The organism is Butyrivibrio sp. XPD2002 (genome assembly GCF_000423945.1).
Classification (GTDB): Bacteria; Bacillota; Clostridia; order Lachnospirales; family Lachnospiraceae; genus Butyrivibrio.
Genome location: NZ_AUIY01000017.1, coordinates 61,096 through 79,536 on the forward strand (window position 1 = coordinate 61,096; position 18,441 = coordinate 79,536).

Below are 18,441 nucleotides of genomic sequence, written 5' to 3' on the forward strand. Positions count from 1 at the left end.
CATTTTACCTTCTAAACAATGAAGGCTTCCCCAAGTTATAAGTATACGTCATCAAAAGCGGTATTTAAAGCTAAAACAACGTAAATCTGAGACTTTCTTTAATACAATCATAGGATATATTCTGCAAAAATATTAGGCATACATTGGCAAAATACAAAAAGCTATTTCACCAACATATGCCTATTCTGAAATAAAACGCTATTTATTTATTCTTTAAAACTATTATGCGATCACTCCAACATACTCATAGCCAGCATCCTCGACTGCTGCCTTGATAGCTGCCTCATCCACATCCTTAGAGTTTGTGATAGTAACAAGATTGTCGTTGTGGGATGCAACTGCGCTGTCGATACCATCAATTGCCTCAAGCGCCTTCTTTACATGAGCCTCGCAATGCTCGCACATCATTCCTTTTACTGTGATCTTCATTTCGTTTGTCTCCTTTTCATCTTCAATATTTATATCTGCGCCAGCACTATCAGTGTCTGTCGCTTGTGATATCAATTTTCCTGTAATCGCATTTTTAATAACCTTATCCCTTGAGCCATCATAGGGCTTTATCCAGTTAAGCCGAAGGGCATTAGATACCACGCAAAAGCTTGATAATCCCATAGCTGCTGCCCCGAATATGGGATTGAGCTCCCATCCGAATGCTGCCACATAGCAGCCTGCAGCAAGGGGAATTCCCAGAACATTATAGAAAAATGCCCAGAAAAGATTCTCGTGAATATTCCTAAGGGTACTCCTTGAAATCCTGATTGCTGCTGCCACATCCCTGATGCTGCTCTTCATAAGAACCACATCAGCGGCATCTATTGCAACATCGGTTCCGGCGCCGATAGCTATTCCAAGATTAGCTGAGGTAAGAGCCGGTGCATCATTAATTCCATCACCTACCATGGTCACAGTGCCATGCTCCATGAGCTCTCTGATGACCGCTTCCTTGCCGTCAGGCTTAACGGAAGCCACAACCTCATCAACTCCTGCCTGCTTTGCAATCGCAGCTGCAGTGACCTCATTGTCACCTGTAAGCATTACCGTGTGAATTCCCATCCTCTTAAGCTCTGCTATGGCGCCTGCTGAATCCTCCTTTATAACATCAGATACTCCGATGACTCCAAGAAGATTACCCTCCTTTGCAAAAAGGACAGGCGTTTTTCCGTTCTGGGAAAGCTCTGTGATTCTCTGCTTTACATCACTGCTTACCTTGCCCGTAACGCTCTCAATATATTTAAGGTTACCACCATAAATTGCAGCATTTTCAAGCTTGCCCTTAAGTCCGTTTCCGGATAGTACCTCAAACTCTGTGGTCTCTGCTAAGAGAACCTGATTCTCTTCAGCATATTCAGTTATGGCCTTTGAAATCGGATGCTCACTCTTAAGTTCAAGAGCATATGCAGTCTCAATAAGCTCATCCTCAGAGGTTCCGGGTGCAGGAATGATATCCGTCACCTTCATTTCACCTGTGGTTATTGTACCTGTTTTATCAAGGGCTATGATCTGAGTCTTTCCTGCCTGCTCCAGGGAAGCAGCTGTTTTAAACAGTATTCCTGTTTTGGCTGCAACGCCGTTACCAACCATGATTGCCACGGGAGTTGCCAGGCCAAGGGCACAGGGGCAGCTTATTACAAGTACCGAAACAGCTCTTGCTATAGCATAACCAACACTCTGACCTGCAAGGAGCCATGCGGAAAATGTCACAAGAGCGATGCCGATTACAACAGGAACAAAAACTCCCGAAACCTTATCGGCGATCTTGGCAATCGGAGCCTTAGTGGCTGCCGCGTCACTTACCATTTTGATAATAGCAAAGAGCGTTGTATCCTCTCCTACTCTTGTGGCCTCGCAGACCATGTAGCCTGAAGTATTGATGGTTGCTGCGGATACACTGTCTCCCACTGCCTTTTCTACAGGGACACTTTCTCCTGTAAGCGCTGACTCATTTACCGCGCTTTCTCCCTCGGCCACGATACCATCCACGGGTATACTGTCGCCGGGTCTTACTACGAATCTGTCACCGACCTTTACCTTTTCAATGGGCACTATCTCTTCAGTGCCATCTCTTAAAACAACTGCCGTTTTCGGTGAGAGGTCCATCAGCCCTTTAAGTGCATTGGTGGTTTTTCCCTTTGACCTTGCTTCAAGCATCTTACCAACTGTGATCAGTGTGAGGATCATGGCTGCTGCCTCGAAGTAGAACTGATTCATGTAGTACATTATCAGCTCCTTATCACCGGCAAGCACCGCTCCTGTCATGGCAAAAAGTGCAAACACACTATAGCCAAAGGATGCTGTCGCACCAAGAGCTACCAGGGTATCCATGTTGGGAGACCTGTGAAGCAGCCCTTTAAATCCGCTTATGAAAAACTTCTGATTGATAACCATTACCATAGCTGAGAGCAAAAGCTCATACAATCCCATGGCTACATGGTTGCCGTCAAGAAATGCCGGCAATGGCCATTTCCACAGCATATGTCCCATTGAGACATACATCAGCGGAATCAGAATAATGACTGAAGCGATAAGCCTCTTCTTCATCTTGGGTGTCTCTGTGTCCTTAAGAGACTCATCAGAAGCAGACGCAGCGCCCTTATCAGCGCTTCCGGCCTTCCTGCTTGCGCCATAACCTGCAGCCTCAACTGCAGCAATTATATCCTCCGGACGAGCTGAGCCCTCCACTCCCATTGAGTTTGTAAGAAGGCTCACTGCACAGCTGTCAACGCCATCAACGGCACTTACTGCCTTCTCAACCCTTGTCTGGCAGGCGGCACAGCTCATTCCTGTTACGTTATATTGTTCCATTTTCACTCCTGTCCAAGGAAGCCAATTCTCACTCTGTTTATAAGAGTAGCTTTAAGAAACGATCACTTCATAAGCTTCTGCAGCGTACAGACAAGCTCATCTATTACTTCCTCGTTTCCTTCCTTTATGTTATCAACTACGCAGGTCTTCATGTGATTAGCAAGTAAGACCTTATTAAAACTGTTAAGTGCAGAGGTGATAGCTGAAACCTGGGTCAGGATATCAGTACAGTAAGCGTTATTTTCAAGCATTCCTTCAACGCCTCTGACCTGTCCCTCAATCCTCTTTAGCCTGTTCATGAGGTCCCTGAATTCCTTATCATCTCTTTTCTTGGTTTTACCGGTGCAGCAGCATTCACACGCTTCCTGCATCACCTCATTTTTATTTGAAACATCTGCCATAATTCATCTCCTATTGCATACCCCCATAGGGTATCCTTTCTGGCAAAATAATATACCCCAGTGGGGTATATTGTCAATTAGATATTTTTATTTATTTGAATTGTAGTTCTCGTAGGCCTCTGTCTGGATTTTCATGAACTCTTCATAGCCCATGTTTTTCAGGGTGCTCATATAGTCATCCCACTCTTCATTAACGCCGCCCTCAGTTACCCATTTAGCCTGATTGGAGGATACATAGGTTCCTATATCAGTGTATAGCGTTGCAAGAGTGCCAAGCTGCTCCGGGGTATAACTCACATTGGGATAGGCCTCCCTTGCATACTGCTTCATATCTTTATCAAGCTCCAGCTTTAATGCATCTCCGTTTTCCGCATCATAGGTCACTTTTTCATCAAAACCGTCTGCCACATACTTAGGTCCAAAATCCCTGAGGGAGTTTATCCATGCAAAAGTATCTGCAGTATTTCCGTCATTTGGCTCCAAAACTCTATAGGTGCCGTTTTTCTCATCCTTGGAGGTACCAATTCCAAAAGGTCCGTAGAAGTTTTGTATGGTGGCATCATCCGTGTAGAAGCTGTCCGCCCAGGCAAGTAAAGGTCCCGGATCCTCGCAGGATGCTGTGATCACGAACTCATATCTGCTGTAATTCCAGTGCTCCGGATCAGAGGAAACATAACGATTACCATCCGGACCCTCCAGGGCAGGGAGTGCTATGTACTGATCTGCATTCGAACCAAAGGTGGCATCTATAGTCCACCCCGGAGCGCAGCCAACTACAGGAGTTTCACTCATAAGCTTGGCATCGCGCATGGAGGAATCCTCCGTAAATATCTCCGGATCGATAAGACCCTCCGAATAGCACTTATACATCCAGTCTATACCATCTTTGTAGCCCTCGAAGGTGGGCAAAAATACCGGCTGACCGTCTTTAATTGTCATCAAGTAGGTTCCATCTGCCCCTATCGTAGTTCCAAAGGGAAGGCAGAAGGACATGACTGTATCGGCATACCCCTGTGCAAAGGGTATCTCATCATCAGGATCGCCGTTTCCGTTTGCATCATTGTCCTTAAAGGCTTTAAGCACCTCTTCAAACTCCTCGTAATTCTGAGGCACTGACAGTCCAAGATTATCGAGCCACACCTTGTTTATAAACATCTGGTTTGACACTATGGGGCGACAGGGCTTTTTGGAGGGAAGCCCATAAATATGCCCATCCGCAGAATAAGTAAGAGCCCTCATGGTTGGATCCTCTTCCATTATCTTCTTAAAGTTCGGCATATAATCATCAATATAATCATCAAGCTTAAGGAAGGCTGCTGAATTATTCATGATCTCCGCCTCTGAAAAGCAGATAGATCCCATGAATGCATCGGGCAGATTCCCGCCTGCCATAAGCACAGCCTTTTTATCACCCCAGTCAGGATTAAGAATGGTATTCCAGGTAAGCTCCATCCCCTTCTCCTTTGCAAGCTCATCAATAAAACCGGTGTGGTAATTCTCACCCCAGTCAACCCATCTCACCGTAGTAATCTCATAGGACTTAAGTCCACTCTCCGTTTCCTCCGGCTTCACATTTTCAGTTACGGCATTTCCTTTACCGCACCCTGACACTGCCATGCACAGGCCCAATACCAATGTTATAAATAACCTTTTCACTTTCATTTTCAATACCTCTAAAAATCGTCAACCCTTTACAGCGCCTATCATTACACCCTTATCAAAGTATTTTTGTAAGAAAGGATAAAGGATCATGATCGGCAGGGTTGATATAACAATCGAAGCATATTTCATCATATCTGAGAGGAGCCTTAGCTCCTGCGCCATTGTTCCGGTGGCTGCTCCAAGAAGAGATTCATTGGTTATAAGTATCCTTCTAAGGAGGAGCTGCAAGGGCATCAGCTTTTCATTCTGAAGATAAATAAGTGCATTGAACCAGGAGTTCCACTGGGCTACTGCTGTCCAGAGACCTACAACTGCCAGGATAGCCTTGGAAAGCGGAAGTATAAATTCCAGGAAAAACCTGATGGTTCCGCAGCCATCTATCTGCGCTGCTTCCCACAGGGATTCCGGAACGGATGTCTCAAAAAAGGTCCTGGCCACAATGATGTTATAGGAGGATGCAGCGAAGGGAATCACCATTACCCAGAAGGAATCAAGGAATCCAAAATTCTTCACCACAAGATACGTAGGAACAAGACCGCCGCCCACAAACATCGGAATCACATAAAAAATGTTTACGAGTTTTCTGTAGGGCAGATCCTTTCTGGACATGGCATAGCCCGCTGAGATGTTGACGACCAGCGCAATAATTGTGCCAACCACTGTGTAGATGATCGTGTTTATATAGCTAAGCCATATCTTTTCCTGCGCAAGCAGCTCCTTATAGCCCCTTATGTCCACCTGCTGAGGGAAAAGCCACAGCCTTCCATTTGCCACATCATAGGGATTACTTATGGAGGCAATGATCACAAACCACAGCGGATATAAAATGGCTATCATCATTATCACTGCTATTATGTAAAACAGTATATTTATAAAGGTATCCTGCGAATATTTCCTTATCTTATGCATAGCTTTTTACCCACTAAAACAGACTGATATCCGTAGTCTTTTTCGCCACAAAATTGACCATCAGAAGAACTATCACATTTACCACCGTATTAAAAAGTCCGATAGCCGTAGACAGGCTGTATTGCATGTTCTGAAGTCCGATCTTATATACATACGTTGAAATTATCTCGCTGCTCATAATATTCTGGATATTCTGAAGAAGGTATACCTTTTCAAAGCCAATCTCCAGGATTCCTCCGGCTCTCAAGATGAGAAGTATCATCGCAGTAGGAAGAATCATCGGGATATCTATATATCTGATTTTCTGAAGTGTGCTGGCGCCGTCAATGGTCGAAGCCTCGTAATACTCCACATCCACACTTGAAAGAGCCGCCAGATAGATAATGCTGTCCCAGCCAAGATGCTGCCATATATCGCTCCATACATACACATGCTTAAAGGCCGCAGAATCCGCCATGATATTTGGAAAGCTCATCCCGAGAAGTCTTGCCAGATTGGCAAAAAGGCCGCTGCTTGGCGATAGGAAAATGATGATAAGACCGCACATTACCATGGTTGAGATAAAATGCGGAAGATAGGTTATCACCTGAAAAACATTTTTTAAAAGCTTATTCCTCATCTGATTACACATAAGTGCAAGGAGTATTGGCAAAGGAAAGCCAACAACTATGCTGTAGATACTGAGGATCAGGGTGTTTTTTATTGTGACGCCAAACTGATAGGAATTAAAATACTGAATAAAATTCTTGAAACCCACAAATTTACTTTCCAGAATTCCAAGCGCGGGAGAATATAAGTCCCGTGCTCTCAAATGGAATAGATGGGACCATGACCATGAACTCATCTCCGCCAACGCGCCCAATGATATCCACCACGCGGAATTCACGTATCAGGATGTTGGCAAAGGCCTTAAGGACATCATCTCCTGTCTGATGTCCGTAGTTGTCATTAACGAGCTTAAAATTATCAAAATCCAGAATCAGCAGCATACTTGCAGTTCCAAGAGGCTTGTTCCTTATCGCCTCCTTTGATTCATCCTGGAAGGCTATCTTGTTCTTTAGGCCTGTAAGAAGATCTGTATCACTTTTCTCCTTAAATACCTTTTCTTCAGTGACACTCTCAGCCTGATTACCAAAAATAGCGAGCACCATAACAAGCGAAAACATTATGGCTGCCATCATTTCAAAGCAGGCCTGCCAGCTCAGAGTCCCCGGACTTACCAGATGACAGATGGCAAAATATGAAATTCCAATTACAGTTTCAATTAGGAAATAGACCTGAAAATAGTCTGTGTAGAAAGCCGGAAGCGCCAGAATAAGCGCAATAAATATAGGAGTGTGAGAAGCATCAAACTCCCTCATTTCAAGATACGCAGAGGCCATAAAGAACAGATAATAATTTAGAAGTACGATAAGCCTTGTCGAATTAAAAGATAATAAAATCTTGGAAATCCAGCATTTATATTCAATACGATACGCAAGTAAAACAGCAAACAGTACCCAAAATCTCAGTTCCGGCAGCCTCCCCGGATCAATCGAAAATCTCACCAGCAGATAAAGAACCACTACGATGGTTAATCCATTGCCGAGCTGAAGCAGCATGGCTCTGTTCTTCTCTGCCAGGAGTTCCTTTTTAGTTGAAACAAAATAGTCTATACTATCCAGTCTGTTAAAAAAATCAGAGAACATCGCCATCTCCAAAGTAATCAAATTCAATTAGATTTATTACAATTATAACCCAGGCGTGTTCTCTAATTAGTTATATTTTTATAAAATCAATGTAAACAATATCTGTTAAAAACCTACTTCAATGGCAATTTTGCCATCTTCATAGCTAGCATCAAGACTGCAGTCCATGCGCTCCGCAAAGGTCTTCACTATGGAAAGTCCAAGTCCCGTGGAGTTGCTGCGGGCGCTCTCGACACTAAAGAACCTGTCAAAGAGCTTATTAACGTCAACAGTTGAAAGCTCCTTTGAGGAATTGGCAACCCGGAGCTTTCCTTCATCTGAAAGGAAAATCTCAAGATCACCGTCGCTGTACTTAAGAGCGTTACTTACAAGGTTATTCATGATTCTCTCCACATAGGACGGATAGAGATTCCTTACAATCTTCTCCTCTGTTATATCAACCTCCGGAGTGATTCCTCTCTCCTTAAGTGAGGGATAATAGCCCATGATGCAGTCCTCAAGCATCCTGCCGATATTGACTTCCTTCCTCTCCTCAGTCACCTCGCCACCTGCTATGATAGAGTACTCGAAAAGCTCCTCCGTGAGCTTTTTCATATGCATGGTTCTGTCCTCAATTACCTGGAGGTACTTCTCCAGCTCGGGAGTCATCTCCTGGCGCTGCGCCAGCTCAAGGTATCCGCTTATGGCAGTGAGCGGCGTCCTAAGATCATGGGATATGTTAGTTATCGCTCTCTTTATTTCCTGATCACCGTTTTCATACCTGTTGTAGGAGTCCCTGAGCTTAACAATGGTCTCGTTCATAGTGGAGGCAAGCTCCCTCACTCTCCTGTCGCGACTTGATACCGTCAAAAGAGTATTGGTATGGATTCTTGCACGCTCCTCATAGTCCTCTCTGAGCTCCTTAAGTGACAGGCGCATGGCCACAATCTTAAGGAAAAGGAAAATGTTTATGGCGACAAGTATGATAAGCAGGTATTTCATAAAAGGCTCCGTGATTTTTATTTATAGTATATGGGATCTATGGGCGTTACTTCATAGTAATAGACCATAGCATCAAATCTGTCAGTTGCTTTGATCTTTATTCTGTGGCTCGGTCCGAGATCCTGAAGCTGGCCATAGCCCTCACCCATCTCTCCAAAGAAGTTATAGTTATTAAGGATCTTGTACACCTTACTATTTTCATCCGTTACCTTGGAGAAATCAAGGCAATATGTTCCATTTTCAAAATCCTTTGCCTGATATGCAAGAGGGTCATCGCTGCAGTAAAAGTGGTTAGCTCTCTCGTAATTATCATCATAGGTGCCGGCAGTATGAATATTTACATCGCCCTTATAGAACTCTGTTCCTATGCAGTAATAGCTGCCCCCGAAGATACGGTTTATCTGATCACCCATGGTCTCCTCACCCTCACTTGGAAGAATGGATTTACCACCCTTCATGGCATGTCCATTGTGAGCTGTGATAACAACCTGATCGTAGCCTCTTTCATTTTCTATGTTCCAGTAATCCTTTAAGAGCTCAGCCATTCTGAGGTCTCTGTTATGACCATTTTCCTGTGGCTCCTCATCATAATCGGGAGCATCAATGTTTAATACCACGCACTTTGCAAGTACTGCAAGCTGTTTGGCTTTAAGATCTTCTGAAGCTGAAAGCCTCTCATACAGCCCCTGGAAAAATTCTCTCTCAGGCGCGTAGTCAGCCTTTTCTTCAGTCTTTATGGTAAGGAGCTTTGCCTTCTCATCCTCTGTGAAAAGCTCACACCCTTCTCTGCAAAGATTCTGCATGTAGACGATTGAAGTCATTCCACCCTGGATATCAACTCCGTAAAACATAAGTGATTCTTCATAGGGAAGATTTTCGTTATAATTGCGCATCCACTGAAGGAGCTCCACAATTTCAGGTGTACCATAAATTGGATAGCTCTGCTTTCCAACCGCCTCTGTTAAATCAGCATCCTTGTCATGAATAGCATCATTTATCCATGCCGCATCGCCTGCTGCCATCTCAAAGCTAAGAGAGCGTCCATTTCCTTCAGTTACAACCTTTTCAAGAACATCTCTTTTTACTGTCTGGAACTCGTGATTACCATGTGTGGCTTCTCCAATGCCGACAACCTGAACATCTGTGGGAATCTTGAGCTCATTAAAGCTAATGGCAACGTCCTCTATTCCTTCAATCTTCTTTTCAGGTGAAAACGCCTTAGTGTTTCTAAAGCCAACAAGAAGTCCTATGAAAACTGCCATTGTAGCTACGCTTGCAAGTAAAATTATTTTATATCGTCTCACTTTTCTTACCTTCTCTTCAAAATTATTTAAGGTCTCTCTTATCAAGTCCAACTGTGGCTAAAAATACCATCACAAGAATAACTGCGGATGAAACAACAACCTGCGCAAGGCTTCCCGGATTTACATAATCATCAGCCATGCCTGTTCTTGAAAACCACTGTCCGAAAACTGACATGTTATAAACGATCACGCCCACCTGCTTTGCAGCTCCCTTAAGAACAAATGATAAAAGTGCATTTCCTATCATTGTTCCCATGTAGATGACATTCAGAAGAAAGAATGCAAAGATGCTGACCAAAACAATCTTAAGAACCCTTGTGGTGATGAGCATAAGGGCTGAAATATAGCCGCAAAGTGCAAGGAAAAGAATCAGGTTTGAAGGAATCATTTTCCCAAAATCTCTGGCACCACCCAGGATACCTGCCACAAGATAAAGCCCCATCATAACAGCCAGGGCTGTGAAGTGTGAAAGCAGATGGCTGAAATACACCTGCTTCTGTGTGAAGCCTGCAGTGATCTTATTTCTGATGACACCATAGCGGTATTCCATATTGGAATAAAGTGGAACAAATATTGTGAAAAATCCCATCATGGCGATGCTTATGAAAAACATTCTTCTGTCAGGCTCCATGTTTCCAAAACGTCCTGTCAGCCCGATGCAGTTTGAAGTAAATGCAAAGGTTGCAATAAGAGCGATTATGCATCCTCCTATAAAGATAGGATTCTTAAAAATTCTTTTCATGTCAGCTTTATATAAATTGGTCATTTCTTTTTACTCCCCAAATTTTTTAATGCAATTCCTTGTTGTTAAAAATGATAAGTCCTACAACTGTTGAGATGATTACGAGGCCGCCGCATCCTATTACATAGCTTGCAAAATCATAATGCGGTCTCTCCATCAGATATGAATAAGGAATGAATCTGTCAATAAATCTGTAAACCATAAGCTTTGTACCTGTAAGCTGGCAGTACCCTTTTTCAGGATAGAGCTTATCAAGCACAAAGGTATCCGTAACCTTAAGCACAAAGGCCAGGAGAAGCCCTATCACATAAGAGAGCTTACTTCCACCAAAGGACATTACCATTGAAGTTGAAAAGGCTCCGATCGCCATGCAGGCCATGGTCGTAACCAGCCAGTAATTAGCAAACTCCGGTATCGAGTAATCCATGAACCCTACTGTGAATGCAAGGCTCATTATCGTCGAAATACAAAATGCAAAGAACGAATATATTGCTCCCTGAAGCATTCCTCCAAAGACTGCGGACAAAAATGCGTCTGTTCTTTTCACTCCCGATATCATCTTGTTTCTGATGCAGCCGTTTGAAAACTCTCTGTCTGATATAAAAAGTGTTGCAGCAGTCACAAGAAATGCTGCTATGGAAGGAAAAGTAAAAGCCACTGTGTCAGCATCCATAGCGGTTTTCAGAAAGAATACATACAGCGCTTTAAAAATTATAAAATTGAATATCTGATAAACAGCAATCACGCCAAGAGCAATTCGGAATGCTCTGCATAAAATTATGTTTCTTGTATCAGCATACAGATTTCTGAACATCCTCTGATCCTCCTAGCAGTGAAAGATAAAATGCCTCAAGACTCTCGTCGCGCTCCTGCATGTTTATGATCTTGCAGCCGGCCTGTTCAAAGTCCTTAGCCACATCTGAGAAAGTGAGCTCTGCATATACATCGGCTGTATTGGAATCAACCACCTTGTAATCAAGGCTCTTCTCTTCAAGTATCTTGGATAAGATTCCCACATCGCTGACCTTCATGCGGACAGATTTGCGGCACTCATCAGCAAGCTCCTTGCTGGTCATCTGTCTTACGATATGGCCCTTATCGATGAAGCCGTAGTTGGTAGCAACCTTTGCAAGCTCATCAAGAATGTGACTTGAGATAAGGAAGGTGATTCCTCTTTCTCTGTTGAGCTTAAGGATAAGCTCTCTCACCTCGATGATTCCCTGAGGATCAAGTCCGTTTATAGGCTCGTCAAGAACTACGAAGTCAGGACTTCCGCAGAGGGCAACTCCAATTCCGAGACGCTGACGCATACCAAGTGAAAAGTTCCTTGCCTTTTTTTTTCCTGTATTTGCAAGGCCTACCAGCTCAAGTATCTCATCGACACATTTGAAATCCGGAAGTCCGAGCATCAGGCACTGCTGAATCAGGTTGTCTCTTGCTGACATATCCATGTAGATCGCAGGAGACTCGACAACCGCTCCCATTCTGCGTCTTACCTTTGCAATATCCTTATCATTATTTGCTTTTCCCATGAGTTCGTAGGAGCCTTCTGTAGGACGCTGAAGACCTGTCATAACTCTTATAAGAGTAGTCTTTCCTGCTCCGTTTTTCCCAACAAATCCATAGATAGCCCCCTTCGGGATTTCCATATTTACATCAGAAAGGGCTGTAAACTTTCCGTACTTCTTGCTTATTCCATTAGTCTTAAAAACGTATTCCATAGTAAAACTTTCCTTTCATGCTGTTTAAGTCATTCGTTTTCGTAGCTCTCATCTACGCATATAAAAATACCACCCTCCTGTCAAGAAAGTGGTATAGAGAATGTCAAGATAATGTCAAGATTCGTTATATTGAAAACCAATCCCGTAAATTGTTTCTATATGATCTATATTGTCCAGTTGCTGAAGCTTTTTCCTGACGTTGCTTACATGCTGTTTTAATGATCTCTCGGTGCAATCCGGAGTATCCTCACTTATTCTGTCAAGGATGGTACTTCGTCCAAGAGGTCTTCCGGAATTGTTCATAAGAAGATTTAAGATCGCGGTCTCAGTCCTTGTGAGGCTGACCTTGGTATCTCCGTTTGTCACTGAAAAAAGGCTGTTGTCCAAAGAGATATTTCCAACACTCACAACGCTGCCATCATCTGTGACCTTCTTGTTATCTGTAGATTCCGCCAGGCGAAGGTGAGCCTCAATCCTTGCAAGAAGCTCCGATATAACAAATGGCTTTGTCACATAGTCGCTGGCACCCTTTTTAAGAAGGCTTATCTTGGTATCAATGTCAGACTTTGCACTTAGAACTATTGTAAGTACTCCATCAATTTTGCCAATCAGCTCCTCTCCTGAAATTCCCGGAATCATAAGATCAAGGAGCATCAGGTCCGGCTTTCTGTTTTCCAGAATCATCAGCGCCTCTGTCCCGGAATATGCTCTTGTCACCTCATAGTTTTCGATTTCAAGAGCTTCCTGAAGCATGTTTCCTATATTCACGTCATCTTCTACAACCAGTATATGACTCATTTTGTTCTCCACAAACTAAATAGTTTCCCCCTTTTATCCAGAGAATAGAATAGCACAATTCCGATTGCACCGAAACATACCAGTATATATAATTCTATTAAAAGGAAACTGAAATACGTGATTACTACTCTATAAACATAGCGGGCGAGTTAGGTTCTGGGTAAATCAAAATCTGAAGTTCATATAACTGTCCAGAACCTCAGCATATCTGCTTTTTGTAACAGGGATCAGCTCATCATTTCGAAGAGTGATCTCTGTTTTTGTGAGCTTATCTATAGCAGCAATGCTGACAGCTATTGATTCATGACAGCGCACGAAATCTTTTCCCGGGTGATTGTTCTCAAGATACTCCACAAAGCCGATTCTAAGTGTGGGCGTAGAAATAACCGCTCCATCATTCATGTGATATGAAACCACATGATTGCGATACTCGATATAAAGAATCTCATCGAGGTGAAGGGTCTGTAAGCCGCCCTTAACCTTTATGGAAATGCTCCTTCCGTTTGAGATGTCCACATGGGAAAGCGCCAGATCAAGAGTTGTAAAAAGCTTCTCTTTTTCTATCGGTTTTAAAATATAATTTATAGGATTAACGTCAAAGGACTCCAGGGCATAGGAGCTCTCTGAAGTTGCAAATATAATCTGCGCGTCAGGCTGATTCCAGCGAAGCTCTCGCGCCGCCTGAATCCCCGTAACCATAGGCATGACTATATCAAGTATGTAAATATGCGGTCTGAATTTCTCACACTCTTCGATAAGCGCATCCGGGTGATCAAAGCATTTGACCTCAGCTCTGATATTCTTTTCCTTCAGATATTCCTGAACAAGAACATCTACCCTCTCGCGGTCTGTCTTATCATCATCACAGATAGCTATGCGAAGTATTGATTCTGCCGCTGTTCCCTTATTTTCCATAACCCCTCCGAATTTTAATTTTTGTGTCCATTATTTTTCCCCTTAACTTTTTTCACTAATCCATAACCTTCTTGGGCCAGTTACAGATACCCACTTCTAATACAGTTTCTTCTTTTAGATGAAAATCCGCATATTTGCAGTACCAACACCCCCTAATGCTGGGAATTGCATCCTCTCTGGGAGTGTAAGCGGGGCAGATATCCTCAGGCCATACGCTCCCTTCTCTCTTTGGTACTTCATACACATCAGCTTTCTTATCCATTTCGTACCCTCCTGAGAATAATCTACCACAAAAAACAAAACAGACCTAGTAATCACTCATTTAGGTCTGTTTTGCACTGATTCAAATCACAATTTTATTTCTTCTTTTTCTTAGACTTTTTGGTCTTATCCTTCTTAACAGTAATCTTGCAGGTTGCTTTGTAGCTGCCTTCCTTAGTAGTTACTGTAATAGTTGCTTCGCCGCTTCCTACTGCTGCTACCTTTCCGTTTTCATCAACGGTTGCAACCTTCTTATTACTACTGCTCCACTTTACATCCTGGTTTGTAGCCTTCTTAGGCTTAAGAGTTGCCTTAAGAGTTACGGTCTTACCTTTCTTAAGTGTCTTCTTTGACTTGTTCAGCTTAACTCCGGTTACATTTACCTTCTTTGTTACTGTAACCTTGCACTCAGCCTTGAACTGACCGTCCTTTGTGGTAGCTGTTACAACGCAGCTTCCCTTCTTCTTTGCAGTAACAAGTCCTTCTGCTGAAACCTGAGCGATCTTCTCATCGCTTGATGTCCATGTGATGTCTTTGTTTGTTGCATTCTCAGGTTCTACTGTAGCTTCAAGCTGGAACTTACCGGTCTTTCCGATCTTAACCTTTTTCTTGTTGAGCTTAATTCCTGTTACAGAAACTGTCTTCTCTTCTGTGTTTACTGTAGGTGTCTTATCCTCAGGCTTGGAGTCTGAAGGCTTTGTATCTGAAGGAGTCTCGTTTGAAGGAGTTTCAGGCTCTACTGTTCCGGGCTCATCAGGATTTGCAGGTGTATCCTCGCCGGGTGTTTCAGGCTTGTCATCTCCGGGATTTGTGGGCTCCTCTTCGCCGTCTGTCTTTCCTTTTATTGCCGCATCCTTTGAAGCATAGCCTATTTCCTTAGGTGTATTGAAGTATACATTTTCTGTATCAACAAGCATCTTATCATCAAGCTGTGAGCTTCCTGCTCTGTTGAAGATAACCTTAAGGTCACCCTTTTCAATGCCTTCTGTAGGTACATCTGTGTAGTACCATCCATCTTCACCGCTGTACATACGTGTTCCCGGCCATCCGCCTATGAGGTTGTTGTATTCAGGAACGTTTGACCATACGTATGCGTGAACCTTGCCCCAGTTATTATCATCGTAGTAGTAAATTCTTGTTACAGGAGTTCCTTCAGGATATGCAGGAACAATCTCCTCTTCGGGAGCGCCAAGAGCAGCCTCTTTTGATTCAAAGGTTCTGTCATCATATACGAATCTGTTCTTGATGTTAACAATAGTGAGGTCTGATGTCTGAGAACCCTTACCGCCGTTGTTGAAAATGATTCTGAAGTTAGCACCTGCTGCAGCGGGAACTGTTATCTTCCACCAGCCTTCGCCCTCTTCCTCGCAGGGTGTTCCGGGCCAGTCACCAAAGCTGTAAGCCTCCCAGGTGTATGCTGAAACTGTGTCCCAGTTATCCTTATTATAGAAATAAACCGTTGTGCTGTTAGCTGAAATTCCTGTTTCTTTCTCAGCATCTTCCTTTGTGTCAAACTGCTTAAGAGCCCATTTTCCATCGGCATTCTTGCCCATAAGTGCAAGATAATTCTTAAGTCCTGAGATCTTGAAATCTACAGTCTGAACACCATCTGCATTGAAGATTACGCTGTAAGCCTCGTCCTTGCGATCCTTGGGAAGCTTTAAGTCAGCGCGGATCCAGTAGCCACCCTCATCGTAGGTGTTCTTTCCGGGCCAACCGCCTGCGAGCTGATCGCCGCCATCGAACCATGAATAGATATTTGCATTCTGCCAAAGATCTGTGTTAAGGAGATAAACAGAAGCTGTTATAAGTCCAAGTGCCTCATCGGTATCAGCTTTTGATGCATAGATATCCTTCTTCTCGGGAGTAATGAAGCCCTCTGCTCCGTCCTTAATCTCATAGCACTCAGTTTTGTCTGTTCCGTTTGTAAATACTACGCTGAAATTATCCCTGGCAACATTTACTCTGAACCATCCGTCATTCTCACTGATAGCATCGACTGTGGTCTCTCCGTCAATGATTGCCTGTACATTATTCCAGTTGAATGAATTGTTGAAATGGATTGTTGTGTAATCTTCTGTTGTTGCTTCTGTAAGTACTACTACTGCTTCCTTCTGTATTACACCATCGATCTTACCGTTTTTAACTGTGAAAAGATCATTTCTACCCTCAACCTTATTCACATAGTTGCCATCGGGAAGAGTTGTATCTCCGCTTATTGCAACAGGGTATGATGCTGTGTTTACAAGTACTGCTCCCTCTGCTGCAGCGTCACCTCTCTCAACCATGATCACGTGCATATCGCCGCCGGGATTTGAGAGGTTCTCGCCCTTGCCGTTCATTGCTGTTCTGAACCTGTTAACAGCTGTTACCTCAGGTGATTTGTAAAGTGCATTACCTGCCTGTCCGATCACGTTATCACCGAAGGGATTCTCAGCTGAGCTTCCGCTTGGTCTTGAGAAAAACAGCGGTGTGCCGTCTTTTCTTGCAGTGATGATAGCCCATGCCTCAAGAGTATCCTGATCATTGATTGCCTGGTAGGACTTATCATTTATATAGTTGTCGTGGGACTCAACCCAGGTTACAAGTCTGTTAGCGTCAGCTGCATAGTTTGCTTCGTCATAGATGCTGTAGCTTACCAGTTTTCCTGCTGAAACATTATCAGAGGATACTGCTGATCTGATTGATCCACCATAGTTACTTGCTGTTGTGCCGCCAATATACTTCTGATATGCAGCAAGTCTGTCGCCATCGCCCTGAAGAACTTCTCCATATACGAAGAGGTTATCATAGTTTTTGCCGTTGCCTGTCTCAGCTGCATAAGCGTCAAGTGCTGCTGCCATGTTGGGATAGAAGGTATTTCTGCCCTCGTCGCCTGCATAGTTTGAAGGAACCGGATCATCAGGAAGTGCTATATGCTTCGCTGTATCTATACGGAATCCGTCAGCACCGCAGTTTACGCAATCATCAAGATAAGCATAGAAGTAATCCTGGAAATCAGTGTTCTCTGTATCAACATCATAGAGGCCGCCCATTGCGTTGTAGGTTACGCTGGCACGATCATTATAGCTGCTGATTCCCTGCTTATAATCCTTGTGGAAAAGATTGTCCCAGCCACCTGCTGCATCTATAAGATTCTGTGAAATCTCAGAATCAGTAGGAGTTGTGTGGTTAGGAAGAATATCTACGATAACGCCGATGCCATACTTATCAGCCTCGTTACACATCTCCTTGAACTCTTCTCTGCTACCAAGCTGGTAGTTACCGATAGTCCAGTCTGTGGGCTGATAGTGGTAGTACCACATTCCATCAGTTCCGTTGAGATCGCCGTTAAGTGATAATGCGTTGTGAGTATCAAGACATGCATTTATCGGTGATGTCTGAACTGCTGTAAAGCCGGCCTCAGCGATTGCTGCCATGTTCTCTTTTATAGTGTTGAAGTTCCAGCAAAATGCATGGAGTATTGCACCATCATGAATTGATGCGCGATTTACGCTAGCACTGTTTGAGATGTTTTCTATCTCGTGCTTCTGTGAGTCTTTAGCTTTCTGTTTCTTTGCTTCTGCATCTTCAGAATCATCTGCTGCAGGAGCTGCCCCTTTGACTGCTCTGTCTGTATATGTCTCGGGATCATCATCAGGGATAGTTTCATCGTCTGATGCGTTATCTGCTTCTTCTGTTTCTACATCAGTGGTGTCAGATGTATCTTCATCTGTTTTTTCTTCATTTGAAGTTGCATCTTCTGCAACCTTTTCCTCATCCGAAGTAGTATCGTCTGTTGGCTTTTCTTCATCTGAAGTAGTATCCTCTGCAGGCTTTTCTTCATCTGAAATTGTATCCTCTGCAGGCTTTTCTTCATCTGAAATTGTATCCTCTGCAGCATTTTCTTCCTGACCCTCAGGAACCTTCTCTCCGGTATCAGTCACGTCGTTCTCTGAAGTCCTGCTATCTTCCTTAATTGCCACATCTTCTACTCCACTTGCCATAGAAACAAGTGAAGCCCCCGGTGCTCCCATTGCCAGGGCAGCACTAAGCCAAACGGTCATTAACCGTTTAACCACATGTTTACCTTTTCTCATAACTACCTCCACGCAATAATTGCTTCTTTCTGACTGTTAATCGATTAACTCAAGTGACTAAATTATAGTTTTGATATAGCCCTCAAGTCAATTATTCAAACTTAATGTATTTGGAAAACGTTTTTCGTGGAAATTTCACAAAGATTATGAAATCAAGACCTTTTTACTCATAATGCAC

At 43.5% G+C, this 18,441-nt stretch carries 15 protein-coding genes; all 15 read right to left on the reverse strand.

Features of this window, described 5'->3' with window-relative positions; all coding sequences use genetic code 11:
- Positions 1–222: 222 nt before the first annotated feature.
- Positions 223–2,802 (reverse strand): heavy metal translocating P-type ATPase, encoded by a 2,580-nt coding sequence (locus tag G587_RS0109675; RefSeq protein WP_026492069.1) that lies wholly within the window; start codon positions 2,800–2,802, stop codon positions 223–225.
- A 62-nt stretch (positions 2,803–2,864) separates the two neighbouring features.
- Positions 2,865–3,173 (reverse strand): metal-sensing transcriptional repressor, encoded by a 309-nt coding sequence (locus G587_RS0109680; protein WP_035786320.1) that lies wholly within the window; start codon positions 3,171–3,173, stop codon positions 2,865–2,867.
- Positions 3,174–3,290: 117 nt separating this feature from the next.
- Complete coding sequence (locus G587_RS0109685; RefSeq protein ID WP_207637466.1) at positions 3,291–4,820, reverse strand: extracellular solute-binding protein; 1,530 nt, start codon at positions 4,818–4,820, stop codon at positions 3,291–3,293.
- A 66-nt stretch (positions 4,821–4,886) separates the two neighbouring features.
- Positions 4,887–5,774: a carbohydrate ABC transporter permease gene (locus G587_RS0109690; protein WP_026492072.1), complete on the reverse strand. Its 888-nt coding sequence runs from the start codon at positions 5,772–5,774 to the stop codon at positions 4,887–4,889.
- A 13-nt stretch (positions 5,775–5,787) separates the two neighbouring features.
- The gene (locus G587_RS0109695; RefSeq protein WP_242830065.1) at positions 5,788–6,531 is read right to left on the reverse strand and encodes an ABC transporter permease; all 744 of its coding nucleotides are present in this window, start codon (positions 6,529–6,531) and stop codon (positions 5,788–5,790) included.
- Between the two features lie 4 nt (positions 6,532–6,535).
- A complete protein-coding gene (locus tag G587_RS0109700) occupies positions 6,536–7,462 on the reverse strand; it encodes a GGDEF domain-containing protein (protein WP_026492074.1) in 927 nt (308 codons plus the stop codon).
- A 105-nt stretch (positions 7,463–7,567) separates the two neighbouring features.
- The gene (locus G587_RS0109705) at positions 7,568–8,443 is read right to left on the reverse strand and encodes a sensor histidine kinase (RefSeq protein ID WP_026492075.1); all 876 of its coding nucleotides are present in this window, start codon (positions 8,441–8,443) and stop codon (positions 7,568–7,570) included.
- 17 nt (positions 8,444–8,460) lie between these two features.
- The gene (locus G587_RS0109710) at positions 8,461–9,747 is read right to left on the reverse strand and encodes an erythromycin esterase family protein (RefSeq protein WP_026492076.1); all 1,287 of its coding nucleotides are present in this window, start codon (positions 9,745–9,747) and stop codon (positions 8,461–8,463) included.
- A gap of 22 nt (positions 9,748–9,769) precedes the next feature.
- Positions 9,770–10,489, reverse strand: coding sequence for a hypothetical protein (locus G587_RS0109715; protein WP_196812550.1), 720 nt, complete (start codon positions 10,487–10,489; stop codon positions 9,770–9,772).
- A gap of 46 nt (positions 10,490–10,535) precedes the next feature.
- Complete coding sequence (locus G587_RS0109720) at positions 10,536–11,303, reverse strand: hypothetical protein (protein WP_026492078.1); 768 nt, start codon at positions 11,301–11,303, stop codon at positions 10,536–10,538.
- Positions 11,281–12,210 carry an ATP-binding cassette domain-containing protein gene (locus tag G587_RS0109725; RefSeq protein ID WP_026492079.1) on the reverse strand — a complete coding sequence of 310 codons (930 nt, stop codon included), beginning with the start codon at positions 12,208–12,210 and terminating at the stop codon, positions 11,281–11,283. Before G587_RS0109725 ends, G587_RS0109720 begins: the two co-directional genes overlap by 23 nt.
- Positions 12,211–12,324: 114 nt before the next feature.
- Entirely contained in the window at positions 12,325–13,008 is a 684-nt protein-coding gene (locus G587_RS0109730) for a response regulator transcription factor (protein ID WP_026492080.1), read from the reverse strand.
- A gap of 165 nt (positions 13,009–13,173) precedes the next feature.
- Positions 13,174–13,923, reverse strand: a complete 750-nt coding sequence (locus G587_RS0109735) for a LytR/AlgR family response regulator transcription factor (RefSeq protein ID WP_051200941.1) — start codon at positions 13,921–13,923, stop codon at positions 13,174–13,176.
- A 55-nt stretch (positions 13,924–13,978) separates the two neighbouring features.
- Complete coding sequence (locus G587_RS0109740; protein ID WP_051200942.1) at positions 13,979–14,185, reverse strand: hypothetical protein; 207 nt, start codon at positions 14,183–14,185, stop codon at positions 13,979–13,981.
- Positions 14,186–14,279: 94 nt separating this feature from the next.
- The gene (locus tag G587_RS24410) at positions 14,280–18,263 is read right to left on the reverse strand and encodes a starch-binding protein (RefSeq protein WP_051200943.1); all 3,984 of its coding nucleotides are present in this window, start codon (positions 18,261–18,263) and stop codon (positions 14,280–14,282) included.
- Positions 18,264–18,441: the final 178 nt, after the last annotated feature.